Source organism: Frigoribacterium sp. PvP121 (assembly GCF_017833115.1).
In the GTDB taxonomy this organism is placed as follows: Bacteria; Actinomycetota; Actinomycetes; order Actinomycetales; family Microbacteriaceae; genus Frigoribacterium; species Frigoribacterium endophyticum.
The window spans coordinates 3,054,717-3,080,614 of the sequence record NZ_JAFIBR010000001.1 but is presented as its reverse complement, the minus strand read 5'-3'; the positions used below and the strand labels follow the sequence as shown (position 1 = coordinate 3,080,614).

21 protein-coding genes and 2 riboswitches are annotated in these 25,898 nt (G+C 72.3%); of the genes, 16 read left to right on the top strand and 5 right to left on the bottom strand.

Going from position 1 to position 25,898, the window contains the following annotated elements; all coding sequences use genetic code 11:
* Nucleotides 1-56: 56 nt before the first annotated feature.
* Nucleotides 57-160: riboswitch (glycine riboswitch) on the top strand.
* Nucleotide 161: 1 nt separating this feature from the next.
* A riboswitch (glycine riboswitch) is annotated at nucleotides 162-275 on the top strand.
* Nucleotides 276-382: 107 nt separating this feature from the next.
* The 3 genes from gcvT to gcvP all read left to right on the top strand — a co-directional run bounded on the left by gcvT (nucleotide 383) and on the right by gcvP (nucleotide 5,128).
* Nucleotides 383-1,702: a glycine cleavage system aminomethyltransferase GcvT gene (gcvT, locus tag JOE43_RS14340; RefSeq protein ID WP_209518630.1), complete on the top strand. Its 1,320-nt coding sequence runs from the start codon at nucleotides 383-385 to the stop codon at nucleotides 1,700-1,702.
* Nucleotides 1,703-1,820: 118 nt separating this feature from the next.
* Nucleotides 1,821-2,198: a glycine cleavage system protein GcvH gene (gene gcvH / locus JOE43_RS14335; protein ID WP_167259769.1), complete on the top strand. Its 378-nt coding sequence runs from the start codon at nucleotides 1,821-1,823 to the stop codon at nucleotides 2,196-2,198.
* Nucleotides 2,199-2,299: 101 nt separating this feature from the next.
* Complete coding sequence (gene gcvP / locus JOE43_RS14330) at nucleotides 2,300-5,128, top strand: aminomethyl-transferring glycine dehydrogenase (RefSeq protein ID WP_245187723.1); 2,829 nt, start codon at nucleotides 2,300-2,302, stop codon at nucleotides 5,126-5,128.
* 67 nt (nucleotides 5,129-5,195) lie between these two features.
* On the opposite strand, the gene JOE43_RS14325 is transcribed toward gcvP, so the two are convergent.
* A complete protein-coding gene (locus JOE43_RS14325; RefSeq protein WP_374073176.1) occupies nucleotides 5,196-6,008 on the bottom strand; it encodes a CPBP family intramembrane glutamic endopeptidase in 813 nt (270 codons plus the stop codon).
* Between the two features lie 264 nt (nucleotides 6,009-6,272).
* Here JOE43_RS14325 and JOE43_RS14320 point away from each other — a divergent pair, with 264 nt between their 5' ends.
* From JOE43_RS14320 to JOE43_RS14295, 6 genes are all read left to right on the top strand, one after another.
* Nucleotides 6,273-7,895 carry an ABC transporter substrate-binding protein gene (locus JOE43_RS14320; RefSeq protein ID WP_209518624.1) on the top strand — a complete coding sequence of 541 codons (1,623 nt, stop codon included), beginning with the start codon at nucleotides 6,273-6,275 and terminating at the stop codon, nucleotides 7,893-7,895.
* A gap of 149 nt (nucleotides 7,896-8,044) precedes the next feature.
* Entirely contained in the window at nucleotides 8,045-8,974 is a 930-nt protein-coding gene (locus JOE43_RS14315; RefSeq protein WP_185233321.1) for an ABC transporter permease, read from the top strand.
* Nucleotides 8,964-9,920, top strand: coding sequence for an ABC transporter permease (locus tag JOE43_RS14310; RefSeq protein WP_185233319.1), 957 nt, complete (start codon nucleotides 8,964-8,966; stop codon nucleotides 9,918-9,920). The genes JOE43_RS14315 and JOE43_RS14310 overlap by 11 nt, the downstream gene beginning before the upstream one ends.
* Nucleotides 9,917-11,674 (top strand): ABC transporter ATP-binding protein, encoded by a 1,758-nt coding sequence (locus tag JOE43_RS14305; protein WP_209518621.1) that lies wholly within the window; start codon nucleotides 9,917-9,919, stop codon nucleotides 11,672-11,674. The genes JOE43_RS14310 and JOE43_RS14305 overlap by 4 nt, the downstream gene beginning before the upstream one ends.
* A gap of 142 nt (nucleotides 11,675-11,816) precedes the next feature.
* On the top strand, nucleotides 11,817-13,727 hold the full coding sequence (gene typA, locus JOE43_RS14300; RefSeq protein ID WP_056056572.1) for a translational GTPase TypA: 1,911 nt from the start codon (nucleotides 11,817-11,819) through the stop codon (nucleotides 13,725-13,727).
* A 131-nt stretch (nucleotides 13,728-13,858) separates the two neighbouring features.
* The gene (locus JOE43_RS14295; RefSeq protein WP_209518619.1) at nucleotides 13,859-14,374 is read left to right on the top strand and encodes a hypothetical protein; all 516 of its coding nucleotides are present in this window, start codon (nucleotides 13,859-13,861) and stop codon (nucleotides 14,372-14,374) included.
* A gap of 22 nt (nucleotides 14,375-14,396) precedes the next feature.
* Here JOE43_RS14295 and efeB read toward each other — a convergent pair whose 3' ends face one another.
* Genes efeB through efeU form a run of 3 tightly spaced genes read right to left on the bottom strand, consistent with a single transcriptional unit; the run spans nucleotide 14,397 to nucleotide 17,870 of the window.
* On the bottom strand, nucleotides 14,397-15,761 hold the full coding sequence (efeB, locus tag JOE43_RS14290; RefSeq protein ID WP_209518617.1) for an iron uptake transporter deferrochelatase/peroxidase subunit: 1,365 nt from the start codon (nucleotides 15,759-15,761) through the stop codon (nucleotides 14,397-14,399).
* 13 nt (nucleotides 15,762-15,774) lie between these two features.
* On the bottom strand, nucleotides 15,775-16,968 hold the full coding sequence (gene efeO / locus JOE43_RS14285) for an iron uptake system protein EfeO (RefSeq protein WP_209518615.1): 1,194 nt from the start codon (nucleotides 16,966-16,968) through the stop codon (nucleotides 15,775-15,777).
* Nucleotides 16,965-17,870, bottom strand: coding sequence for an iron uptake transporter permease EfeU (efeU, locus tag JOE43_RS14280; protein WP_209518612.1), 906 nt, complete (start codon nucleotides 17,868-17,870; stop codon nucleotides 16,965-16,967). Before efeU ends, efeO begins: the two co-directional genes overlap by 4 nt.
* A gap of 166 nt (nucleotides 17,871-18,036) precedes the next feature.
* On the opposite strand from efeU, the gene JOE43_RS14275 reads away from it, so the two are divergent.
* Genes JOE43_RS14275 through JOE43_RS14260 form a run of 4 tightly spaced genes read left to right on the top strand, consistent with a single transcriptional unit; the run spans nucleotide 18,037 to nucleotide 22,176 of the window.
* On the top strand, nucleotides 18,037-19,404 hold the full coding sequence (locus JOE43_RS14275) for a PIG-L family deacetylase (RefSeq protein WP_209518611.1): 1,368 nt from the start codon (nucleotides 18,037-18,039) through the stop codon (nucleotides 19,402-19,404).
* Nucleotides 19,401-19,727: a ferredoxin gene (fdxA, locus tag JOE43_RS14270; RefSeq protein WP_056056561.1), complete on the top strand. Its 327-nt coding sequence runs from the start codon at nucleotides 19,401-19,403 to the stop codon at nucleotides 19,725-19,727. The genes JOE43_RS14275 and fdxA overlap by 4 nt, the downstream gene beginning before the upstream one ends.
* Nucleotides 19,728-19,737: 10 nt before the next feature.
* Nucleotides 19,738-20,838, top strand: coding sequence for a succinyldiaminopimelate transaminase (gene dapC / locus JOE43_RS14265; protein ID WP_209518609.1), 1,101 nt, complete (start codon nucleotides 19,738-19,740; stop codon nucleotides 20,836-20,838).
* A 45-nt stretch (nucleotides 20,839-20,883) separates the two neighbouring features.
* On the top strand, nucleotides 20,884-22,176 hold the full coding sequence (locus JOE43_RS14260; protein ID WP_082514531.1) for a citrate synthase: 1,293 nt from the start codon (nucleotides 20,884-20,886) through the stop codon (nucleotides 22,174-22,176).
* A gap of 103 nt (nucleotides 22,177-22,279) precedes the next feature.
* On the opposite strand, the gene dapD is transcribed toward JOE43_RS14260, so the two are convergent.
* Nucleotides 22,280-23,248, bottom strand: a complete 969-nt coding sequence (gene dapD, locus JOE43_RS14255; RefSeq protein ID WP_167259754.1) for a 2,3,4,5-tetrahydropyridine-2,6-dicarboxylate N-succinyltransferase — start codon at nucleotides 23,246-23,248, stop codon at nucleotides 22,280-22,282.
* Nucleotides 23,249-23,297: 49 nt separating this feature from the next.
* On the opposite strand from dapD, the gene dapE reads away from it, so the two are divergent.
* From dapE to JOE43_RS14240, 3 genes are all read left to right on the top strand, one after another.
* Complete coding sequence (gene dapE / locus JOE43_RS14250) at nucleotides 23,298-24,374, top strand: succinyl-diaminopimelate desuccinylase (protein WP_209518607.1); 1,077 nt, start codon at nucleotides 23,298-23,300, stop codon at nucleotides 24,372-24,374.
* Nucleotides 24,359-25,639, top strand: a complete 1,281-nt coding sequence (locus JOE43_RS14245; RefSeq protein ID WP_307803386.1) for a hypothetical protein — start codon at nucleotides 24,359-24,361, stop codon at nucleotides 25,637-25,639. Before dapE ends, JOE43_RS14245 begins: the two co-directional genes overlap by 16 nt.
* An 85-nt stretch (nucleotides 25,640-25,724) precedes the next feature.
* On the top strand, nucleotides 25,725-25,895 hold the full coding sequence (locus JOE43_RS14240) for a DUF3117 domain-containing protein (RefSeq protein WP_082514530.1): 171 nt from the start codon (nucleotides 25,725-25,727) through the stop codon (nucleotides 25,893-25,895).
* Nucleotides 25,896-25,898 lie beyond the last annotated feature (3 nt).

Below are 25,898 nucleotides of genomic sequence, written 5' to 3'. Positions count from 1 at the left end.
ACCTGCTCGTCACACGCCGCCTGTAGGCTGCCACCCACAACCGAACATCGGGCCACGAACACGTCGCGGGAGAGCTCCGGTGCGCAGATGCTGCGCCGACCGGGCACCGAAGGAGCAAGCTCCCCGCCAATCTCTCAGGTACGCGTACCGCGACGGACTGGCCACTCTGAAAAGCAGGAGGCACCGCGCCGTCGTCAGGTCGGCCGACGTCCTCCTCGCCCACGGTGAAAGCCGACCCCGGTCGGTGAAGCTCTCAGGCCCATGACAGAGGGGGAGCCGCGACCAGCGACGCTGGTCGCTGCCCACCCCCGTCGTGCAGGTGCTGCACGGCATCGCTCCCGGCCGGCGACACCCGCGGCCGGGCCGTCCCACCAGGAGTCCGATGTCCGACGCGTCCTCGAACCTGCCCGCCGCCCCCGGCCCCACCGACGCCGGCCTCGTCGACGACGAGCTCGAGCCCGAGGCCCCCGTCGGCGCCGAGGCCGTCGGCGACGTCGTCACCGGCGACGACGGCACCGAGGGGGTCGCGACCGGCCCCGGCGCCGGCGACCTCGAGGTCGTCGACGGCGCGGAGGCCGAGGCGCTCGCCGCCGACGAGCCCGACGAGCGCCTGAGCCCCCTCCACGACGTCCACGTCGCGGCGGGCGCGAGCTTCACCGACTTCGCCGGCTGGCAGATGCCCGTCCGCTACAGCTCCGACCTCGCCGAGCACCACGCCGTGCGCACCGCCGCCGGCCTCTTCGACCTCTCGCACATGGCCGAGATCGCCGTCTCCGGCCCCGAGGCCGGGCCCTTCCTCGACCGGGCGCTGGCCGGCACCCTCTCGACCATCGCGGTCGGCCGCGCGAAGTACTCGCTCCTGCTCAGCGCCGAGGGCGGCATCGTCGACGACCTGGTCGTGTACCGGCTCGACGACGACGACTTCCTCGTCGTGGCGAACGCGTCGAACCGCGACGCGGCCTTCTCCGCCCTCGCGACCCGCGCCTCCGGCTTCGACGTCACGGTCGACGACGAGAGCGACGACACCGCGCTGATCGCGATCCAGGGGCCCGAGGCCGAGGGCGTGCTCGACGAGCTGGTCACGAGCGACCGCCTCCAGCCCGACGCGCCGCTGTCGACGCTCCGGTACTACCGCGTGCTGCAGGGCACCTTCGACGACGCGCCCGTGCTGATCGCCCGCACCGGCTACACCGGCGAGGACGGCTTCGAGCTCTACCTCGACCCCGAGACCGCGCCCGAGCTGTGGGCGGCGCTCGCCGAGGCCGGTGCGCCCCGCGGCGTCGTGCCCGCCGGCCTCGCCAGCCGCGACACCCTCCGCCTCGAGGCCGGCATGCCGCTCTACGGGCACGAGCTCGGCCTCGACGTGCGACCGGCCCAGGCCGGGCTCGGCCGCGTCGTCGACACCTCGAAGGAGTTCGTCGGCAAGGCCGGCGTCGAGCCCGCGCCCGACGCCCGCGTGCTCGTCGGCCTCGCGCTCGAGGGCCGTCGTGCCGCTCGCGCCGGCTACCCGGTGGTCACCGACGACGGCACGGTCGTCGGCGAGGTCACCTCGGGGGCGCTGTCGCCGACCCTCGGCCACCCCGTCGCCATGGCGTTCGTCGACCCCGAGGTCGTCGAGCGGGGCCCCGGCCTCGCCGTCGACGTGCGCGGCACGGCGATCCCGGCGGCGGTCGTCCCGCTGCCGTTCTACAAGCGCTCCTAGCCCGGCCGCGGCCGGCCCGCCCGGCCGGCACCGCGCCTCCCGCACCGCCCTCCCGCACCGCCCCCACGACCCCAGCCCCCGCCTCCGTCGCACGACGGCCCCCACGAAAGGCCCGGCCATGACCGACCTCACCGCCCTGAAGTACACCTCCGAGCACGAGTGGCTGCTCATCGACGGCGACACCGCCACCGTCGGCATCACCGACTACGCGGCCGACAAGCTCGGCGACGTCGTCTACGTCGACCTGCCCGCCGAGGGCACCGAGGTCGAGACCGGGAAGGTCGTCGGCGAGATCGAGTCGACCAAGTCGGTCGGCGAGCTCTTCGCTCCCGCGCTCGGCACCGTGCTCGAGGCGAACCAGGCCGTCGTCGACAGCCCCGACCTCGTCAACAGCGACCCGTTCGGCGAGGGCTGGCTGATCAAGATCACCCTGTCGTCGAGCGACCAGGTCGGCCTCCTCTCGCGCGACGAGTACGTCGCCCTGACCGCCGAATGAGCACCGTGACCGAGGGCAGCGTGTTCGGCGACTGGTCCGACCGCGCCGCGACGGGCTTCGTCGACCGCCACGTCGGCACGACGACGGCCGAGCAACGCACGATGCTCGACGTGCTGGGGCACGACAGCGTCGCCTCGCTCGTGAGCGCCGCGGTGCCCGACAGCATCCAGGCGTCCGCCGTCGAGGGCTCGGTGCTGCCCGCCCCGATCGGCGAGGAGGAGGCGCTGGCCGAGCTCCGCGGGCTCGCCGACCGCAACCGCGCCTCCCGCAGCATGATCGGCCTCGGGTACCACGACACCGTGACCCCGGCCGTGATCCGCCGCAACGTGCTCGAGAACCCGAGCTGGTACACGGCCTACACGCCGTACCAGCCGGAGATCTCGCAGGGCCGCCTCGAGGCCCTGATCAACTTCCAGACCATGGTCTCCGAGCTGACCGGGCTGACGACCGCCAACGCGTCGATGCTCGACGAGGGCACGGCCGTCGTCGAGGGCATGCTGCTCGCCCGCCGCGCGTCGAAGGCGCCGAGCGACGTCTTCGTCGTCGACGCCGACGCGCTGCCGCAGACCAAGGCCCTGCTGGCCGGCCGGGCCGAGGCCGTCGGCGTCGAGATCGTCGAGCTCGACCTCGCGACGACCGCACCGGCCGACCTGCCGGCCGCCTTCGGCGTCTTCGTGCAGTACCCGGGCGCCTCGGGCGCCGTGTGGGACCCGGAGCCCGTCGTCGAGGCCGTGCACGCGGGCGGGGGCCTCGCGGTCGTCGCCGCCGACCTGCTCGCGATGACCCTGCTGCGGGCGCCCGGCGAGTTCGGCGCCGACGTCGCCGTCGGCACGAGCCAGCGCTTCGGCGTGCCGATGGGCTTCGGGGGGCCGCACGCGGGCTACATGGCCGTGCGCACCGGGCTCGAGCGCCAGCTGCCCGGGCGCCTCGTCGGCGTCTCGCAGGACGCCGAGGGGCACCCCGCCTACCGGCTCAGCCTCCAGACGCGCGAGCAGCACATCCGCCGCGAGAAGGCGACCTCGAACATCTGCACCGCCCAGGTGCTGCTCGCCGTGATGGCCTCGATGTACGCGGTGTACCACGGCCCGTGGGGCCTCCGGCACATCGCCGGGCGCGTGCACGACCACGCCGTCGACCTCGCCGCGGCGATCACGGCCAGCGACCTCGAGCTCGAGCGCGACACGTTCTTCGACACCCTGCAGGTCTTCGTGCCCGGCCGGGCCCGCGAGGTCGTCGCGAGCGCCCACGAGCGCGGCTACCTGCTCTGGGCCGTCGACGACGACTGCGTGCGCTTCTCGTTCGACGAGACGACCACGCGCGACGACGTCGCGGTGGTCGCCGACGTGCTCGGCGTGGCGCTGCCCCCGGTCGACGCGGCGGCCCGGGTCGAGGTCCTGCCCGAGTCGGCCCTCCGCACCTCCGACTACCTGACGCACCCGGTCTTCCGCACCCACCGCAGCGAGACCAGCATGATGCGCTACCTCAAGCACCTCGCCGACAAGGACTACGCGCTCGACCGCGGCATGATCCCCCTCGGCAGCTGCACGATGAAGCTCAACGCGGCGACCGAGATGGCGGCGGTGACCTGGCCCGAGTTCGCCGGGGTCCACCCCTTCGCCCCGGCCTCCGACGTCGAGGGCTACCTCGAGATGATCGGTCAGCTCGAGGGCTGGCTCGCCGAGGTCACCGGCTACGACACGGTCTCGCTGCAGCCGAACGCGGGCAGCCAGGGCGAGCTCGCGGGACTCCTCGCGATCCGCGGCTACCACCGCGCGAACGGCGACGTCGACCGCACCGTGTGCCTCATCCCGCAGAGCGCCCACGGCACGAACGCCGCCAGCGCCGTCCTCGCGGGCCTCCGCGTCGTCGTCGTCGCCTGCAACGAGCAGGGCGACGTGGACCTCGCCGACCTGCGCGCCAAGGTCGAGCAGCACGCCGACGACCTCGCCGCGCTGATGATCACGTACCCGTCGACGCACGGCGTCTACGAGCACGACATCCGCGAGGTCACCGACGCCGTGCACGCGGCCGGCGGCCAGGTCTACGTCGACGGGGCGAACCTCAACGCCCTGCTCGGCGTGGCGCGCTTCGGCGAGTTCGGCGGCGACGTCTCCCACCTGAACCTGCACAAGACCTTCTGCATCCCCCACGGAGGCGGCGGCCCGGGGGTCGGACCGGTCGCGGCGAAGGCGCACCTCGCGCCCTTCCTGCCCGGCCACCCGCTCGCGCAGCACGCCGACCGCCGCACCGGCGCCTCCGCCGCCGGGGAGGGAGAGCGTCTCGCGCACGCGGGAGTCCCCGTCTCGAGCGCTCCCTACGGGTCGCCGAGCATCCTGCCGATCAGCTGGACCTACGTCCGGATGATGGGCACCGAGGGCCTCACGGCCGCCACGGGCGCCGCCGTGCTCGCCGCGAACTACGTCGCCGCCCGCCTGCGCGAGCACTACCCGGTGCTCTACTCGGGCGAGAACGGCCTCGTGGCGCACGAGTGCATCCTCGACCTGCGCCCGCTCCGCGACGCCACCGGCGTGACGGTCGACGACGTCGCGAAGCGCCTGGTCGACTACGGCTTCCACTCGCCGACGATGTCGTTCCCGGTCGCCGGCACCCTCATGGTCGAGCCGACCGAGAGCGAGGACCTCGCCGAGATCGACCGCTTCGTCGACGCGATGATCGCGATCAAGGCGGAGGCCGACCAGGTCGCCGCCGGTCGCTGGTCGGTGGAGGAGAGCCCGCTGCGCGGCGCGCCGCACACGGCCGAGTCGGTCATCTCGGGGGAGTGGTCGCGCGACTACACCCGCGACGAGGCCGTCTACCCCGTCCGGTCGCTCGTGCGCGGCAAGTACTGGCCGCCGGTGCGCCGCATCGACCAGGCCTGGGGCGACCGCAACCTGTTCTGCGCCTGCCCGCCCGTGGAGGCGTTCGCCTAGTCGGCGTGCGTCCCCGCCGACGGCGCCCCGGCCGCCCCGCGAGAGCGGAGCGGCCGGGGCGCCGTCGTCAGCTCGGCAGGCCGAAGAACGCGGGGAAGGTCGCGGCGGCCCACGGGTAGCCCACGAAGACGGCCGCGTCCATCAGCACGTGCGCGACGACGAGCGGCAGCACGCGCCCGGTGCGCGCGTACAGCCAGCCGAAGGCCAGCCCCATCACGAGGTTGCCGACGAACGCGCCGAACCCCTGGTACAGGTGGTACGTGCCCCGGAGCAGGGCCGCCGTGACGATGATCGGCCAGGTCCGCCAGCCGAGGTCGCGGAGTCGCGCGAAGAGGTAGGCGACGACGATGACCTCCTCCGTCACCCCGGCGCGCAGGGCCGAGAGCAGCAGCACCGGCACGGTCCACCACTGCTGCGCGAGGTCGGTGGGCACCACGGTCACCGTGAGGTCGAGGGCCTTCCCGACGAGGTAGAGGCCGATGCCCGGCACGCCGATCGCGAGGGCGATGCCGGCTCCGCCCGCGACGTCGCGGCCCGCGCGCGAGAAGTCGACCCCGAGGCGACCGAGGTGCGGCCGGGCCTCCCGCCAGAGCAGGAAGGCCACCAGCAGCACCGGCACGAGGTCGACGGCGATGCTCATCAACTGGTAGAGCAGGTCGAAGACCGGCCGGTCGCTGAGCGACGAGTTCAGCGTCGCGGTCTGCTGCGAGAGGGCGACGTCACGCGTCAGCCGGTTCGCCAGCGACAGGAGCGAGTACACCGCGGAGGCGCCGAGCGACAGGGCGAGGACGATAGCGATCTCGGCCCGCACCCGCCCTCGGGAGGGCACCCCGCCGTCGTCCGCCGGCCGGGCCCTCGTCACGTCGCTCACGCCGCTGATCGTACGGGACGGCCACACCTGTCGTGCGGGGGCGGGGATGATAGCGGCAGCCTCGGGGATTCCTCGCAGCAGATCCATGCGAGATGCAGGCCCCACGCGCAACGAACTGTGCGTCGACGCAACGAATCGGCGAGTTGGTTTCCGTCGTGTAACCGTTCTCCGTGAGGTTTGGTGATGCCTCCGAGCGGTGCTTAGGGTACTTGCATCCAACGCGGCACGGCTCATGGGGGCTGCGCTGCGTCCTTTCTTGCATCAGGAGGAACATTGAAGAAGACGCGCATGGGCCTCGGGGCCATCGCCGTCGTGGGGACGGCAGCACTCGTCCTCACGGGCTGCGCCAGCGGTGGGGACTCGGGCGACTCCGCCTCGGGCGACTCCAGCGCCATCATCACCACCAACGGCAGCGAGCCGCAGAACCCGCTGATCCCGTCGAACACCACCGAGACCGGTGGCGGCAAGATCATCGACTCCGTCTTCGCCGGCCTCGTGTCGTACAACGCGAAGGGCGCGACCGAGATGGACGCGGCCGAGTCGATCGAGTCGGACGACAACAAGCTCTGGACGATCAAGCTCAAGGAGGGCCAGACGTTCACCGACGGCACCCCCGTCACGGCCGAGTCGTTCACGAAGGCCTGGAACTGGGCCGCCCAGTTCTCGAACGCGCAGAGCGCCAGCTACTTCTTCGACAACATCGCGGGCTACAGCGCCGAGGCCGACAGCGACCTCGCCCTGACCGTGGTCAGCGACACCGAGTTCACGGCCGAGCTCGCCGCCCCCGCCGCCGACTGGCCGCTGCGCCTCGGCTACAGCGCCTTCTCGCCCCTCCCCGAGTCGTTCTACGACGACACCGAGGCCTTCGGCGAGAACCCGATCGGCAACGGCCCGTACAAGCTGGCCAGCGCCGACGCCTGGACGCACAACCAGGACATCAAGCTCGTCACCAACTCCGACTACGACGGCCCGCGCAAGCCCGTCAACGGCGGCCTGACGATCACGTTCTACACGACGCAGGACGCGGCGTACGCCGACGTGCTCTCGGGCAACCTCGACATCCTCGACCAGGTGCCGGACTCGCAGTTCGCCTCCTACCAGAGCGACTTCCCGGACCGCTTCGCCAACCAGCCCGCGGCGATCTTCCAGTCGTTCACCATCCCCCAGTACCTCGAGCACTTCGACGGCACGACGGAGGAGGGCAAGCTGCGTCGCGCGGCGATCTCCAAGGCGATCAACCGCGACGACATCACGAAGGTGATCTTCCAGGACACCCGCACCCCCGCGAAGGACTTCACCTCGCCGGTCATCGACGGCTACTCGGACGACCTCGAGGGCTCCGACGTCCTGACCTACGACGCTGAGGAGGCCAAGGACCTCTGGGCCCAGGCCGAGGCGATCGCCCCCTACGGCGACACCACCTTCACGCTCGCCTACAACGCCGACGGCGGCCACCAGAACTGGGTCGACGCCGCGACGAACAGCATCGCCGACACGCTCGGCATCAAGGCCGAGGGCAAGTCGTACGCCACCTTCGCCGAGCTGCTCGACGACGAGGACAACGACGCCATGGACGGTGCCTTCCGCTCCGGCTGGCAGGCCGACTACCCGTCGCTGTACAACTTCCTGTCGCCGCTGTACCAGACCGGTGCCGGCTCGAACTACGGCCGCTACACCAGCACCGAGTTCGACGGCCTGCTCGAGCAGGGTGCCGCCGCGACGAGCGCCGACGACGCCACGGCCGACTTCCAGAAGGCGCAGGAGGTCCTCTTCCAGGACCTGCCCGTCGTGCCGCTCTGGTACTCGAACGTGACCGGCGTCTGGGCCGACACCGTCGACAACGTGGAGTTCGGCTGGAACTCGGTGCCCCTCTTCTACGAGGTCACCAAGAGCTAGGTCGCACACCGGGGAGCCCGCTCCCCACAGCGCTCCCGGGGGGTCCGGGGCAGGATGATCCTGCCTCGGGCCCCCCGGCGGGCGTCCACCCCCACCTCCACACGATTGCGACATCGATCAATGCACGCGCAGAAATCCGAGGCGGCCTGATGCTCTGGTACACCGGCCGGCGCCTCCTCCAGCTGATCCCCGTCTTCTTCGGGGCGACGTTCCTCATCTACTTCATGGTCTTCGCCCTCCCCGGCGACCCCGTGGCGGCCCTCTTCGGCGACAAGCAGCCGTCGCCCCAGGTGATCGCCGCGATCCGCGCCGAGTACAACCTCGACCAGCCCTTCATCGTGCAGTACCTGCTCTACGTGGGCGGGCTGTTCACCGGAGACCTCGGCACGACCTTCTCCGGGCGCCCCGTCGTCTCCGAGCTGATCCGCGCCTTCCCGATCACGTTCCGCCTCGCGATGCTCGCCCTCCTCTTCGAGGCCGTCGCCGGCATCCTGGTCGGCCTCGTCGCGGGCCTGCGCAAGGGCAAGGTGTTCGACAACAGTGCCCTCGTGGTCTCCCTGCTGCTGATCTCCGTGCCCACGTTCGTCATCGGCTTCGTGCTGCAGTACGTCTTCGGCATCCAGCTCGGCCTGTTCCGGACGACCGTCAGCTCGCAGGCCCCGTGGAGCGAGCTCGTCCTGCCGGCGATCGTGCTGGCCTCGGTGTCGTTCGCGTACATCGTCCGGCTCACCCGTGCCTCCGTCTCGGAGAACATGAGCGCCGACTTCGTCCGCACGGCGACGGCCAAGGGCCTCACGCGTCGTCGCGTCGTCGGCGTGCACATCCTCCGCAACTCGCTCGTGCCCGTGGTCACGTACCTCGGCGTCGACATCGGCTCGCTGATGGTCGGGGCGATCGTGACGGAGGGCATCTTCAACATCCAGGGCGTGGGAGGCACGGTCTACCGGGCCATCCAGCTCGGCGAGGGCCCGACCGTCGTGTCGTTCGTGGCCGTCATGGTCATCATCTTCATGCTGGCCAACCTGCTCGTCGACCTGCTCTACGCCGTTCTCGACCCGAGGATCCGCTATGCCAAGTAACACGACCCCCGGCCTCTCGCCCGACCACTTCGTCGCGCCGCTCGAGGACACGCCGCTCCGCGCCGTCGACGCCGTCGACGAGTCGGAGAAGCCCCGCTCCAGCTGGGACGACGCGTGGGACGCGATGAAGACCCGGCCCCTGTTCTGGATCTCCGCGGTGCTGATCCTCCTGGTCATCGTCGTCGCCGTGTTCCCGCAGCTGTTCACGTCGACCTCGCCCACCAGCGGGGCGAGCCTGCCCGACAGCAACGGGGGCCCGGAGTCCGGGCACCCCATGGGATTCACGCTCCAGGGGCTCGACGTCTACGCCCGCGTCATCTACGGCACCCGCGCCTCCCTCACCGTGGGTCTCCTGGCCACGGTGATCGTCACCGTCGTGGGCATCGTCATCGGCTCGCTCGCCGGCTACTACGGCGGGTGGCTCGACGCCGTCGTGTCGCGCATCGGCGACATCTTCTTCGCCATCCCCACCGTGCTCGGCGCCATCGTGCTCATGTCGGTGCTGCCCTCGCGCACTCCGTTGACGGTCGCCCTCGTGCTGTCGCTGTTCGCCTGGCCGCAGATCGCGCGCATCATGCGCGGTTCCGTGCTCGGCGCGAAGAGCAGCGACTACGTCATGGCCTCGACGGCCCTCGGCGTCTCGCGCTTCCGCATCCTGCTGCGCCACGTCGTGCCGAACGCCATCACCCCGGTGATCGTCGTCGCCACCGTCTCGCTCGGCACGTTCATCGTGGCCGAGGCGACGCTGAGCTTCCTCGGCATCGGCCTGCCCAGCGGCGTCATGTCGTGGGGCAACGACATCGACGCGGCCCGCTCGTCGCTCCGCGTCGCCCCGATGCCCCTGATCTGGCCCGCCGCCGCGCTGTCGGTGACGGTCCTGTCGTTCCTCATGATGGGCGACGTCGTGCGCGACGCCCTCGACCCGAAGGCGAGGGCTCGTCGATGACCGACACCTCCACCCGTCCCGAGCCGGCCCGCGCCGCTTCCTCGACGACCCCCCTGCTCGAGATCAAGGGCCTCAAGATCGGCTTCAAGACCCAGTCGGGCTACGTCGACGCCGTGCGCGGCGTCGACTTCACGATGATGCCGGGCGAGCGCCTGGCCATCGTCGGCGAGTCGGGCTCGGGCAAGTCGACCACGGCGACGTCGATCATCGACCTGCTCCCCGGCGCCGGCGAGGTCACCGGCGGGCAGATCCTGTTCGAGGGCAAGGACCTCACGAAGGCCAGTGCGGCCGAGATGCAGGCCATCCGCGGTCGCGACATCGGCTACGTCCCGCAAGACCCGATGTCGAACCTCAACCCGGTCTGGAGCATCGGCTTCCAGGTCGAGGAGGCCATCCGGGCCAACGGCGTCGCGACGGGCAAGCAGGCCGTCCGCGAGCGGGCGATCGAGGTGCTGAAGGAGGCCGGGCTCGGCGACGCCGACCAGCGCCTCAAGCAGTTCCCGCACCAGTTCTCCGGCGGCATGCGCCAGCGCGTGCTGATCGGCATCGGCCTGTCGTCGCGCCCGAAGCTGCTCATCGCCGACGAGCCGACCTCGGCCCTCGACGTGACCGTGCAGCGACGCATCCTCGACCACCTCGAGAGCCTGACCCGCGACTACGGCACCTCGGTGCTCTTCATCACGCACGACCTCGGCCTCGCCGCCGAGCGTGCCGAGAAGCTGGTCGTCATGTACAAGGGCCGCGTCGTCGAGTCCGGGCCCTCGAAGGAGATCCTGGCCAACCCGCAGCACCCCTACACGCAGCGCCTGGTGGCGGCCGCGCCGAGCCTCGCGAGCCAGCGCATCCAGTCGAGCATCGCACCGAGCCACTCCCACGGCCTCGAGATCTCCGACGAGGGCGCCGACGACGCCGAGCTGATGGCTCGGGCACGGCAGCGCGAGGAGGCGGGCAAGGCCGACGCGGACTACATCCGTGTCGAGAACCTGTCGAAGGTCTACTCGATCCGCCAGGGCGGCTTCAAGACGACCGAGCTGCGGGCGGTGGACGACGTGTCGTTCAGCATCCCGCGCGGCACGACGACGGCCCTCGTGGGCGAGTCGGGGTCGGGCAAGTCCACCGTCGCCAAGCTCGTCCTGCAGCTGGAGAGCATCACCTCGGGCACGGTCTCGATCGACGGCAAGAGCGTCGGGGCCCTCCGCGGCAAGGACCTCTTCGACTTCCGTCGTCGGGTGCAGCCGGTCTTCCAGGACCCGTACGGCTCCCTCGACCCGATGTACAGCGTCGGCAACACGATCGCCGAGCCCCTCGTCACGCACGGGATCGGCGACCGCAAGAGCCGTCAGGCACGCGTGCACGAGCTGCTGAACCAGGTCTCGCTGCCGGTCTCCATGGTCAACCGCTACCCGGGCGAGCTCTCCGGCGGCCAGCGCCAGCGCATCGCCGTCGCGCGGGCGCTCGCGCTCAAGCCCGACGTGATCGTGCTCGACGAGGCCGTCTCGGCCCTCGACGTGCTCGTGCAGGGCCAGGTGCTCGACCTGCTCACCGACCTGCAGACCGAGCTCGGCCTGACCTACCTGTTCATCACGCACGACCTCGCGGTCGTCCGGCTGATCGCCGACAACGTCTGCGTGATGCAGAAGGGCCGCATCGTCGAGTCCGGCACGACCGACGAGATCTTCGCGGACCCGTCGCAGCAGTACACGCGGGAGCTGCTCGAGGCGATCCCCGGCGCCGCCTTCGAGTTCGGCCGCTGAGCCGAGCCCGCCCGCCGGGAGAGGGCCCCTCACGCCGTGTTCGCGCACGGCGGGAGGGGCCCTTTACCACGTGCCGTAGACTGATCGGGCCGGGCTTCGTCCCGACCACTTCCCCCCTCACTCTTTCGTAAGGAATACATCCATGGCGACTGCCATCCGCAGCGACCTGCGCAACGTGGCGATCGTGGCCCACGTCGACCACGGCAAGACGACCCTCGTCGACGCCATGCTCAAGCAGACCAACTCGTTCGACGCGCACTTCGACACCGAAGACCGCATGATGGACGGCAACGAGCTCGAGCGCGAGAAGGGCATCACGATCCTCGCGAAGAACACCTCGGTGCTCTACAACGGTGCCCACGCGACCGACGGCCCGATCACGATCAACGTCATCGACACCCCCGGCCACGCCGACTTCGGCGGCGAGGTCGAGCGCGGCCTCTCGATGGTCGACGGCGTCGTGCTGCTCGTCGACGCGTCCGAGGGCCCGCTGCCCCAGACGCGCTTCGTGCTCCGCAAGGCCCTCGCGGCCAAGCTGCCCGTCATCCTGCTGGTCAACAAGACCGACCGCCCCGACGCGCGCATCGACGAGGTCGTGGCCGAGAGCCAGGACCTCCTCCTCGGCCTCGCCAGCGACCTGAGCGAAGAGGTCGAAGACCTCGACCTCGACGCCATCCTCAACGTGCCCGTCGTCTACGCCTCGGGCCGCAACGGCGCCGCGTCGACGAACAAGCCCGCCGACGGCTCGCTGCCCGACAACGACGACCTCGAGCCGCTCTTCGACGCGATCCTCACCCACGTGCCGGCGCCGCGCTACGACGACGAGCACCCGCTGCAGGCGCACGTCACCAACCTCGACGCCTCGCCGTTCCTCGGCCGCCTCGCGCTCCTCCGCGTGTTCCACGGCACGCTGCAGAAGGGCCAGACCGTCGCCTGGGTCAAGTCCGACGGCACCGTCCAGAACGCGCGCATCACCGAGCTCCTGGTGACGAAGGCCCTCAGCCGCTACCCGGCCGAGAGCGCGGGCCCCGGCGACATCGTCGCCGTCGCCGGCTTCGACACCATCACCATCGGCGAGACCCTCTCCGACCCTGAAGACGTCCGCCCGCTGCCGACCATCACGGTCGACGACCCGGCCATCTCGATGACCATCGGCACGAACACCTCGCCGATCATCGGCAAGGTCAAGGGCCACAAGCTGACCGCCCGCATGGTCAAGGACCGCCTCGACCGCGAGCTGGTCGGCAACGTCTCGCTCAAGGTCGTCGACATCGGACGCCCCGACGCGTGGGAGGTCCAGGGCCGCGGCGAGCTCGCGCTGGCCATCCTCGTCGAGCAGATGCGCCGCGAGGGCTTCGAGCTCACCGTCGGCAAGCCGCAGGTCGTCACCCGCCGTGACGAGAACGGCAAGCTGCAGGAGCCCTTCGAGCACATGACCATCGACGTGCCCGACGAGTACCTCGGCGCCGTCACGCAGCTGATGGCCGCCCGCAAGGGCCGCATGGAGAACATGGCGAACCACGGCTCGGGCTGGGTCCGCATGGAGTTCATCGTCCCCTCGCGCGGCCTGATCGGCTTCCGCACGCAGTTCCTCACCGACACGCGCGGCACCGGCATCGCCAACGGCATCAGCCACGGCTACGGCCCCTGGGCCGGCGAGATCTCGACCCGCACCAACGGCTCGATCATCGCCGACCGCTCCGGCGTCGTCACCCCCTTCGCGATCATCAACCTGCAGGAGCGCATGTCGTTCTTCGTGCAGCCGACCGAAGAGGTCTACGAGGGCATGGTCGTGGGCGAGAACTCGCGCGCCGACGACATGGACGTCAACATCACCAAGGAGAAGAAGCTGACCAACATGCGTCAGTCGACGGCCGACAACTTCGAGTCGATGACGCCCTCCAAGGTGCTCTCGCTCGAGGAGGCCCTCGAGTTCGCCGGTGACGACGAGTGCGTCGAGGTCACCCCCGACGCGATCCGCATCCGCAAGGTCGAGCTCGACGCCAGCGCCCGCCAGCGCAGCACCGCTCGCCTCAAGAAGCAGAACGCGTAGCGCTCCGCACCGAACGCCGTCAGGAGGCGCCCCACCGGCCGGTGGGGCGCCTCCCGTCGTCCGGGGGCCCGGTGGGTGCACCCGCCGCACGTTCTGCGACGTCGCCCAGTCGCGGCCGCTACGGTCGTCGCGTGACCCCGACACCCGCCCGCACCCGCCTCGTCCGCTCCGCCACCGGCCTGCTGCTCGCCACAGGTCTCGTCGGCGGGCTCACCGCCTGCAGCTCGCTCGACAACGTCGTGGGCAGCGCCGTCGACCAGGGCGTCGAGAGCGTGCGCGGCACGGTCGAGGGCGCGGTCGGCGACGCCGTCAGCGAGGCCCTCGGCGGCGCCAGCGTCTCGACCGACGGCACCCTGCCCGAGTCGTTCCCGGCCGAGGTGCCGCTGCTCGACGGCACGGTGCGCGGGGGAGGCGCGGGCCCGGAGGGCTCGGGCTGGGTCGCGCAGCTCGCCGTGACGAGCCTCGACGACTTCGCGACGGCCCAGGCGACGCTCGAGGCGGCCGGGTACTCCGCCGCGGGGGTGAACGTCGACGCCGACACCGCGCTCGGCACGTTCACCGGCCCGACGTACCGCGTGGTGCTCACGATCACGACCCAGGCCTCCGACGGAGCGGTGCTGGCGACCTACGTCGTCACGCCCGTCTAGTCGCAGCCGGAGGCCGCCCCGCTCAGCCGAGCAGGGTCTCGCCGACCCAGCCGCCCTCCGAGGCGCCCGGCGGCACCGCGAAGATCGCCGAGCCGACGTGCTTGAGGTACTCGTTCATCCGGTCGTTCCGCGAGAGGGCCGTCTGGATCGGCACGAACTGGCGCCGCGGGTCGCGCTGGAAGCACAGGAAGAACAGCCCGGCGTCGAGCCGCCCGAGCTGGTCGTTGCCGTCGACGAAGTTGTAGCCGCGGCGCAGCAGGGTCGCGCCGCCGTTCTGGTCGGGGTGGGCGAGGGCGACGTGCGAGTCCCGAGCGATGGCGGGCCCCGAGCCGTCCGTCGCCGCGGCCGAGAAGTCGGGCGCGGTGAACTCGTCGCCGCCGGAGAGCGGCGCCCCGTCGCGCTTGTCGCGGCCGACCACGGTCTGCTGCTCGGCCAGCGAGGCGTGGTCCCACGTCTCGATCGTCATGCGGATCTTGCGGGCGACGAGGTACGAGCCGCCGTCCATCCACGCGCTGCCGTCCGAGCCGGCGGCCCAGACGCCCTCCTCGACCGCCGCGGTGTCCTCGGCCTTGAGGTTCGCCGTGCCGTCCTTGAAGCCGAACAGGTTGCGGGGCGTGCTCTGGCCGCGGGTCGTCGAGGAGGTGCGGCCGAAGCCGAGCTGCGACCACCGGAGGGAGGCGCGGCCGAAGGCGATGCGCGAGAGGTTGCGGATCGCGTGCACGGCCACCTGCGGGTCGTCGCTGCACGCCTGCACGCAGAGGTCGCCGCCGGTCAGGGCCTCGACGAGCTGGTCGCCCGAGAAGTGCGGCAGGTCGACGAGGGCGGCGGGTCGCCGGGAGGCGATGCCGTAGCGGTCGACGCCGGTGGCATCGGTGAAGAGGGTCGGGCCGAACCCGATGGTTACGGTGAGCCCGGCCGCGGGCAGGCCCAGCGCCTCCCCGGTGTCGTCCGGCGGAGCGAGCGGCGACCCGCCGACGGAGCCGGCCTCGCTGACGTCGAGGCCCTGGGTCAGGCGGGCCGCCGCCGCGCTCCAGTCGCGGAGCAGCGAGACGAGGTCGTCGCGCGTCGTGCCCCCGGCCATGTCGAACGAGGCGAAGTGCAGGCGGTCCTGGGCGGCGGTGACGATGCCCGACTGGTGCCGGCCGGCGAAGGGGTAGCGGGCGGACGCGCCGGAGGCGCCCGTCGCGTGGGCCTGGACGGCGCGGTCGGCCCCGACCCCGACCCCCGCGCCGAGGACCCCCGCGCCCACTCCCGTGCCCAGCAGGCCGAGCAGCCCCCGCCGCGAGATGCCGCCCCCTGGGGCGCGTGCCTCGCCCTCGCCCGAGCCCGGGGCCGCGCCGTCGTGCTGCTCGTCGTGCTGCTCGTCGCGCCGCTCGTCGTCCGTCACGCCCGGCCGCCCGTCAGTTCACCAGCGCGGCGGTGAGCTCGCTGAGGGGCTCGCTGAGCGCGTTGACGGCGTCGCTGAGCGACTTGGTGTCGGCCGTGGTGAGCTCCGTGTAGCTCGGGAAGCCGGCGTCGAGGCTGCCGTACGAGGCGAGCAGCTCCTCGAGCGCGGCGAGCTTGCCGTCGATGCGGTCGGTGAGCTGAGGGTCCTTCTCGGCGACGATGTCGCGGACGCCCTCGTAGGCGACGCGGGCCCCCTCGAGGTTCGCCTGGAAGTCGTAGAGGTCGGTGTGCGACCAGATCTCCTCCTCGCCGGTGATCTTCCCGGTCGCCACCTCGTCCATCAGGCCGACGGCGCCGTTGCTGATCGTGTCGATGCCGACGGTGAAGTCCGGGGCGGTGACGGCGGCCTGCAGGTCGGCCGTGTCGGCGGTGAGCAGGTCGGCGAAGCGCCCTCGCTCCTCGGGCGTCAGGGGCACGTACGCCTCGCCGCCGTCCTCGTCGGGGGTCGGCTGCCAGAGGTCCTTCTCGATGCGGTGCCAGCCCGTCCACTCGGTGCCCGGCTCGACGTCCGCCTCGCGGAAGTCGATCTTCGGGTCGAGGTCGCCGAACGACTCGGCCACGGGCTCGATGCGCTCGTAGTGGGCGCGCGCCGAGGGGTAGAGCGACCGGGCCGTCGCGTCGTCGCCGGCGCGGTAAGCGTCGAGGAAGGCCTGGGTCGCCGGCACGAGCTGGCCGACCTGGTCGTCGACGTACGCGACGTAGGCGGCGGCGGCCGCGTCGACCTGCTCCTTCTCGGTGCCGACCGGCGTCACGGCCGTGCCCGAGTCGGTGACGGTGAACGGCGCGCGGACGCCCTCGCCGACGAGGCCCGGGATGCAGGCGGTGTAGTAGTCGCCCGGCTGGACGGCGACGGTGATCGAGGCCGTCGTGCCCGGGCCGATGTTCTCCTTCTCGCTGACGATGCGGAGGCCGTCGTCGCCGAGCAGCTCGAACTCGGTCTCGTCGCTGCCCGCGTTGGTCATGGTGAAGGTCACGGGGCCGCTCGGCACCGAGGTCGCCGAGACCTCGCAGCGGTCGCCGTCGCCCTGGACGGAGACGGTCGTGGCCCCGGCCGTGGCCGACCCGCCGGGGGAGTTGGCGACGCAGCCGGTGAGGGCGAGGGCGGTGAGCAGCGCTCCGGCTCCGAGGGCGAGGGGGCGAGCGGTCATCGGGGGGCTCCTGCGGTGGTGGGGGCGGTGGTCGAGGGGTCGGTGGCCGCGGCGTCGCCGGCCGCGGCGTCGGCGGTGCCGGGGGCGCGGGGCGCGCGGCGGGGCCCGCGGGTGGCGGCGGTGAAGAGCGGCAGCACCACGGTGAGGTAGGCGAGCCAGGCGGCCACCTGCAGCCAGCTGGGAGTCGCGGTGAAGTTCACGAGGCCCTGCAGCAGGGTGCCCCACCAGCTGGTCGGCGGCACGGCGGCGCTGACGTCGAAGGCCAGGGCCGTGCGGCCGGGCAGCACGCCGGCCTCCTGGAGGTCGCCGACGCCGTAGGCGAGCACCCCGGCGGCCACGACGACGAGCAGGTAGCCGGTGACGGCGAAGAAGCGGCGGAGGTCGACGCGGACGACGCCGCGGAAGATCAGCACCTCGATCGCGACGGCGGTGAGGATGCCGAGGAGGGCGCCGAGCACCGGGGCGTCGCCGCCGCCGGTCGACTGGACGGTCGCCCAGACGAACAGGGCCGTCTCGAGCCCCTCCCGGCCGACCGAGACGACGCCGAGCACGACGACGGCCCAGGCGCCGCCCGCGAGCGCGCGGTCGAGGCCGGACTCCAGCTCGCCGCGCATGCTGCGGGCGGTGCGCGCCATCCAGAACACCATCCAGGTGACGAAGGCCACGGCGACGACCGACAGGCCGCCTCCGATGATCTCCTGGGCCTGGAAGGTCAGCCCGTAGGCGCCGAAGGTGAGGAGGGCGCCGAACCCGAGCGAGAGGACGACGGCGGCGGCGACGCCGGCCCAGAGCCGGGGGAGGACGTCCCGACGGTCGACCTTGACGAGGTAGGCGACGAGGATGCCGACGACGAGGGCGGCCTCGAGGCCCTCACGGAGTCCGATGAGGTAGTTCGCGAGCACGGGTGCGGCTTTCGGGTGGGGGACGGCGGGCCGGTCCGTCGGGGCGACGGGGGCCGTCGCGTCGATGCGGGTCCGACCGGACGAACCGGTATGGTGAGGCTTGCCTAACTAAGGTGAGCCTCAGCGCGAACCGACCCTAGTGTCGCTCGGCCTATCCTGTCCAGTGATGACTTCTCCCGGCACGGCCCCGGCCGACCCCCGCCCGGCTCCCGGAGCCTCCTCCCCGGCCGCGCTCGGCGCCGCGGCCCGCGAGCGCGTGCTGCTCGTGCACGCCCACCCCGACGACGAGACGATCACGACCGGCGGCACCATCGCCTCCCTGCTCGACTCCGGCGCCCAGGTGACGGTCGTGACCTGCACCCGCGGCGAGCTCGGCGAGGTCCTGCCCGACGACCTCGCCCGCCTCCGCGGCGACGAGGCCGGGCTGGCCGTGCACCGCGAGGGCGAGATCGCGGAGGCCCTCCGCGAGCTGGGCGTGCGCGACCACCGGTTCCTCGGCGACCCCGCCGCCCGCACCGCCGGCCTGCCCTCGCGGGCGTACCGCGACAGCGGCATGGTGTGGCGCTCCGACGGCGTCGCGGGGCCGACGCCCGACCTGCACCCGCAGGCGTTCTGCGCCGCCGAGTTCGGCGAGATCGTCTCCGACCTGCAGGCCGTCGTCGACAGCGTGCGGCCCACCGCGATCATCAGCTACGACGAGGACGGCGGCTACCACCACCCCGACCACGTGCGCGCCAACCGTGCCGCCGTCCGCGTCGCGCGCCTGGCCGAGGTGCCCTTCTTCGCCGTCGTCGCCGGGGCCGACCAGGCCACGGGCGCCGAGGCCGAGGCGCTCGCGGCCGACGCGACGGTGACCACGGTCGACGTGCGGGCGACGACGCCGCGCCGCGTGGCCGCGCTGCGCCACTACCGCACGCAGCTCGAGGTCGTCGACCTGCCCGGCGGCCGGGCGGGCGTGCGGTACCCGCACGGCGCCGTCGACCCGCTGCCCGACACCGAGTCGTTCCGCTCCGTGCCCGAGCCGGTGCGCACGGTCGACGCGGCCGGCACCACCTCCGAGCTCGCCGAGATGACCGTCGGCGGCCGCCTCGGCACCCTCGCCCTCGCCCTCGCGGCGGGCGTCGTCTTCGGCGCGATCGGCACGGTCGCCCACCAGGGCACGACCTCGGTCGCGGGGGTCGACGCGCCCGTCGGCCTCGTCCTGTCGCTCGTGATGGCCGCCGCCCTGCTGGTGGGCTTCCGCCTCGTCTTCCGCTCCCGACTGGTCACGACGATGACGGCGCTCGGGCTGCTGCTGACGGCGGGCGTCTTCTCCCAGCCCGGGGCCGGCGGCTCCGCGCTCGTGCCGGCGAACCTCGCCGGCCTCGTCTGGTCGTTCGGGCCCCTGCTGATCGCCATGGTCGTGATCGCGTGGCCGACCCTGCCGCCCCGCGACGCGACGCGCGCGCCGACGCCCCCCGCGCCTCCGGCGTCCAGCCCGCTCGGGGATAGGATGGAACCTCTGCCCGACGCGAAGGGACCCCCCCAGACGTGACGTACGTGATCGCCCTCCCCTGTGTCGATGTCAAGGACCGTGCCTGCATCGACGAATGCCCCGTCGACTGCATCTACGAGGGCGAACGCTCGCTCTACATCCACCCCGACGAGTGCGTCGACTGCGGCGCCTGCGAGCCGGTGTGCCCCGTCGAGGCCATCTACTACGAAGACGACCTGCCCGACAAGTGGGCCGACTACTACAAGGCCAACGTCGAGTTCTTCGACGAGATCGGCTCGCCCGGCGGCGCGGCCAAGGTCGGCGTCATCGCGAAGGACCACCCCGTGATCGCCGTGCTGCCGCCCCAGGGCTCCGCCGAGTAGGCGCCCGGCCGTGGCGCTCGACCTGCCCGACTTCCCCTGGGACTCCCTCGCCGCGCACGCCGCGACGGCCAGGGCCCACGAGGGCGGCATCGTCGACCTCTCCGTCGGCTCGCCGGTCGACCCGACCCCCGAGGTCGTGAGGGAGGCGCTGGTCGCCGCCACCGACGCGCACGCGTACCCGCAGGTGGCCGGCACCCCCGCCCTCCGCGCCGCCATCGCGGAGTGGTACGAGCGTCGCCGCGGCGTGCCCGGCCTCACCGACGCCGAGGTGCTGCCGACCATCGGCTCGAAGGAGCTCATCGCGGGCCTCGCCCTGTGGCTGGGCCTCGGCCGCGGCGACACGATCGTGCACCCGCGGGCCGCCTACCCGACCTACGCCCTCGGCGCCGCGCTCGTCGGCGCCGACGTGCTCGCCTCCGACGACCCGGCCGAGTGGCCCGGGTCGACGCGGCTCGTCTGGCTGAACAGCCCCGGCAACCCCGACGGCGCCGTGCTCGACGTCGAGCAGCTCCGCGCCGCGGTCGAGCGCGCCCGTGAGCTCGGCGCCGTGATCGCCGGCGACGAGTGCTACGCCGAGCTGGGCTGGGAGGGCGAGTGGGCGGACCGCCCCACGCCGAGCATCCTCGACCCCCGCGTCGTCGGCGAGAGCCGCGAGGGCGTGCTCAGCGTCTACAGCCTCAGCAAGCAGTCGAACCTCGCGGGGTACCGCGCGGGGTTCGTGGCCGGCGACGCCGCCGTCGTGCAGCAGCTGCTCTCCGTGCGCAAGCACGCCGGGCTGATGCCGCCGGCCCCCGTGCAGGAGGCCATGCGCACGGCGCTCGGCGACGAGGCCCACGTCGCGGCGCAGAAGGAGCTCTACCGTTCTCGCCGCGACCGTCTCGCCCCCGCGCTGCGGGCGGCTGGCTTCCGCATCGACCGCAGCGAGGCGGGCCTGTACCTCTGGGCCACCCGCGACGAGCCGGCGGAGGCCAGCGTCGCCTGGCTGGCCGAGCGGGGCGTGCTCGTCGCGCCGGGCACGTTCTACGGCGTCGACGGCGGGCGGCACGTGCGCGTGGCCCTGACGACGACCGACGAGCGCATCGACGCCGCGGTCGAGCGCCTCACCGCCTGACGCCGACGACCTGACGCCCGACGGCCCGACCGCTAGGGTGACAGGGTGACTACTGCCAACGACGCCCAGAAGGCCACGCTGCAGTTCCCCGGGGGAACAGCCGAGTTCCCGATCGTGCCGAGCACCGAGGGTGCCTCGTCGATCGACATCTCGACGTTCACCAAGCAGACCGGCTACACGACGCTCGACACGGGCTTCGTGAACACCAGCAACGCCCGCTCGAAGATCACCTACATCGACGGTGACCAGGGCATCCTGCGCTACCGGGGCTACCCGATCGAGCAGGTCGCCGAGCACTCGACCTACCTCGAGACGGCCTGGCTGCTGATCTACGGCGAGCTGCCCACCCCCGACGAGCTGGCCGACTTCGACGCCCGCATCCGCCGCCACACGCTGCTGCACGAAGACCTGCGGCGCTTCTTCGACGCCCTGCCGCACAACGCGCACCCCATGTCGGTGCTCTCGAGCGCCGTGGGTGCCCTCGGCACCTTCTACGAGGGGTCGATGAGCGTGACCGACCCGGTGCAGATCGAGCTGCAGACCGTGCGCCTGCTCGCGAAGCTGCCCGTCATCGCGGCCTACGCGCACAAGAAGAGCCTCGGCCAGGCGTTCCTCTACCCCGACAACTCGCTGAGCTTCGTCGACAACTTCCTCAAGCTCAACTTCGGCACGATGGCCGAGCCGTACCAGGTGAACCCCGTCCTCTCGAAGGCCCTGGAGCGCCTCCTCATCCTCCACGAGGACCACGAGCAGAACGCGTCGACGTCGACCGTCCGCCTCGTCGGCTCGACGCAGGCGAACATGTTCTCGTCGATCTCGGCCGGCATCAGCGCCCTCTACGGGCCGCTGCACGGCGGCGCCAACGAGGCCGTGCTGACGATGCTCGCCGAGATCAAGGCCAGCGGCCAGGGCGTCGAGCGCTTCGTCGAGCGGGTGAAGAACAAGGAGGAGGGCGTCAAGCTGATGGGCTTCGGCCACCGGGTCTACAAGAACTACGACCCGCGCGCCAAGCTCGTGAAGGAGAGCGCCACCGAGGTGCTCGAGGCCCTCGGCGTGAAGGACGACCTGCTCGACATCGCGATGGAGCTCGAGGCGATCGCCCTCGCCGACGACTACTTCGTCGAGCGGAAGCTCTACCCGAACGTCGACTTCTACACCGGCGTCATCTACAAGGCGATGGGCTTCCCGCCCCGCATGTTCACGGTGCTGTTCGCCATCGGCCGCCTGCCGGGCTGGATCGCGCACTGGCGCGAGATGAACGGCGACCCGACCACGAAGATCGGCCGCCCGCAGCAGCTGTACCTGGGCGAGACCCAGCGCGACTGGCCCGCCCGCTAGCCCGCGCCTCCCGCCCGGCACGACGACGGCCGGTCACCCCTCGAGGTGACCGGCCGTCGTCGCGTCGCCCGGCGACGCCCCGGTGCCGGGGCGCCGGCCGGCGCTACGCGTGCAACTGCGAGTTGAGGGTCACGCCGTGGCCCTTGCGCGCCAGCACCTCGACCGCGCCCGTGACCGAGTTGCGGCGGAAGAGCAGCCCGGGGCGGCCCGAGAGCTCGACGGCCTTGACCGTCTGCGGGCGGCCGTCCGACGTGGGGGTGCCGCCGACGACGACGACCTTCGTGCCGGCCGTGACGTAGAGGCCGGCCTCGACGACGGTGTCGTCGCCGATGGCGATGCCGATGCCGGCGTTCGCGCCGAGCAGCGCGCGCTGGCCGATGGTGACGCGCTGGGTGCCGCCGCCCGAGAGCGTCCCCATGATGGAGGCGCCGCCTCCGATGTCCGACCCGTCGCCGACGACGACGCCCTGCGAGATGCGGCCCTCGACCATCGAGGCGCCGAGGGTGCCGGCGTTGAAGTTGACGAAGCCCTCGTGCATCACGGTGGTGCCCGGGGCGAGGTGCGCGCCGAGGCGCACGCGCGAGGCGTCGGCGATGCGCACGCGGTCGGGCATGACGTAGTCGAGCATGCGCGGGAACTTGTCGATGCCCGTCGTGACGATGCCGGCCCGCTGCAGCGTGGGCCGCAGGCGCGAGAAGTCGTCGGGGTGCACGGGGCCGGCGTTCGTCCAGACGACGATCGGCAGGTGCGCGAAGAGGCCCTCGAGCGAGATCGTGTTCGGCTCGACGAGCAGGTGGCTGAGCAGGTGCAGGCGGAGGTACGCGTCGGGGGTGGACGCGGGAGGCGCGCTCAGGTCGATCTCGACGGTCGCCGGCACGAGGTCGACGGCCCGCCGGGCGTCCGGCCCCGCGGCGGCCGAGATCTCGGCGGGCACGATCTCGGGGTCGCGGTCGGCGGGGAGGCGCCCGAGGGAGGGGGAGGGGAACCACGTGTCGAGGGTGGTGCCGTCGGACGAGACGGTGGCCAGCCCGTAGCCGTGGGCGTGCGTGGGCGCGGAGGCGTCGTTGGTCATGCACCGATCGTAGGACGAGCCGCAGGGCGGGCCCCGTACACTCGGCGTCATGCCGAAGATCGACCTCAGCGTCTCGCCCGTGGACGTCACCCGTCAGCTCTGCGACATCGAGTCCGTCTCGGGCGACGAGAAGACCGTCGTCGACGCGATCTGGGCCACCCTCGAGGGGCTCGACCACCTCGAGCTGACCCGCGACGGCGACGCGATCGTCGCCCGCACGCAGCTCGGGCGTGAGCACCGCGTCGTGATCGCCGGCCACATCGACACCGTGCCCCTCAACGACAACCTGCCCACGCGCTACGAGACCGACGACGACGGCGTCGAGCACCTCTGGGGCCGCGGCACCGTCGACATGAAGGCCGGCAGCGCCGTGCACCTCCGGCTCGCGGTCGAGCTCACCGAGCCCTCGGTCGACGTGACCTGGGTCTGGTACGACCACGAGGAGGTCTCGGACGCCCTGAACGGCCTCGGCCGGCTGGCCCGCCGGCGCCCCGAGCTGCTCGAGGCCGACTTCGCCGTGCTCGGCGAGCCGACCGCGAGCAAGGTCGAGGGTGGCTGCAACGGCAACCTCCGGGCGGAGGTCCGCACCTTCGGGCGGCGGTCGCACAGCGCCCGCTCGTGGGTCGGCTCGAACGCCATCCACGCCGCCGCGCCGATCCTCGACGTGCTCGCCGCCTACGAGGCGCGCGAGGTCGAGGTCGACGGGCTGGTGTACCGCGAGGGCCTCAACGCCGTCGGCATCACCGGCGGGGTGGCCGGCAACGTCATCCCCGACGAGTGCATGGTGCACGTCAACTACCGCTTCGCGCCGAGCCGCAGCGCCGACGAGGCCGTGGCCCACGTCACGGAGCTCTTCGCCGTCTTCGACGTGACGATCGTCGACCTCGCCCCCGGTGCGCGCCCCGGCCTCGACGCGCCCCTCGCCCAGCAGTTCCTCGCCGCGGTCGGCGGCGAGGCGACGCCGAAGTTCGGCTGGACCGACGTCGCGCGGTTCTCGGCGCTCGGCGTGCCCGCCGTCAACTACGGCCCGGGCGACCCCCTGCTCGCCCACCACGACGACGAGCGCGTGCCCGTGCAGCAGATCCTCGACAACGAGCGCGGACTGCGGGCGTGGCTGACGGCCTGACGACCTCGGGCAGGGCCCACGGCTCGGCCGCGGTGGACGCCGCGGCCCGTCGCACGCCCCGCGGTCGCCTCCCGACGACGCCCCGGCAGGTGCTCGTGCGCTGGCGGCTGCTGCCGTGGTGGGCGAAGGTGCTGGTCGTCTTCGTGCTCTCCCGCGTCGTCAGCACGGCGCTGCTGCTCTCGTTCGCGGCCCGCCAGGGCGCCAACGCGTGGACGCTGGCGAGCCCCGACTACGCGAGCTTCGCCTCCATCTGGGACGGCCACTGGTACTACATCATCTCGGCCGTCGGCTACCCGTCGACGGTGCCCGTCACGGCCGACGGCCACGTGGGTGAGAGCGCGTGGGCCTTCATGCCCGTGTACCCGCTGCTCGTGCGGGGGCTCACCGAGCTGACCGGCGCGGGCTTCGCGCCGACGGCCGTCGCGGTCTCGGTGCTCGCCGCGGCGGGCACCGCCCTCCTGCTGCACCGGCTGCTGCGCCGGGTCCTGCCCGAGGGCACCGCGCTCTTCGGCGTCGTTGTCTTCTGCGTCGCGCCGCTGTCGCCGCTGCTCCAGGTCGCGTACGCCGAGCCCCTCTTCCTGCTGCTGCTCTGCGCGTCGCTGCTGCTGCTCGTCGAGCGGCGCTACCTGGCGATGCTCCCGGTCGTCGCCGTCCTGTCGTTCACCCGGCCGGGCGCCCTCGCCCTGGCCTTCGCGGTGGGCCTCCACGTCGTGCACCGCTGGTGGGTGCGCCGGCGCGAGCCGTTCCCCCGCCGGGAGGCTGTCGAGGCCTCGGTCACGGCCGTCGTCACGGCGCTGCTCGGCGTCGCGTGGCCGGTCGTCGCCGGCCTCGTCACCGGCGTGCCGAACGCGTACGCCGAGACGGAGCTCGCCTGGCGCGCGCCCTACGTCGGCTACGGCCCGCTGGTGCCGTTCGCCCCGTGGATCGAGGGCGCGAACTGGTGGCTGCCGGGTGGTGCGGGGGTGGTCGTGCTGGTGATCTCCGTCGTCGCCCTGGCCGTGCTGCTGCTGAGCCCGGCCGGTCGACGGCTCGGGGTCGACCTGCGCCTCTGGTCGGTGGCGTACGCGCTCTACCTGCTGGCCGTGTTCTTCCCCCAATCGAGCACGTTCCGCCTGCTCATGCCGTTCTTCCCGCTCGTCGGGGTGCTCGCCCTCCCGCGCTCCCGGGCGTACCGGGTGGGCCTCGTGGTGGCCTGCGTGGTGGGCCAGTGGGTGTGGCTCGACCTCTGCTGGTGGGTGGACGGGTACGACTGGACGCCGCCGTGATCCGCGCCTCCGGCACGGCTGTTTAGGTCTGGGCCGCGAATGCACGGATAATGGCAGTTGCATCTTCGCGAAAGGGGACTATCTGATGGCAGCCATGAAGCCGAGGACCGGCGACGGCCCTATGGAAGCTGTGAAAGAGGGCCGCCTCATCATCGTGCGGGTTCCGCTCGAGGGTGGCGGCCGTCTCGTGGTGTCGGTCAACGACGACGAAGCCAAAGAGCTGCACGACGCCCTCGCCAGCGTCGTGGACGCCTAGTCA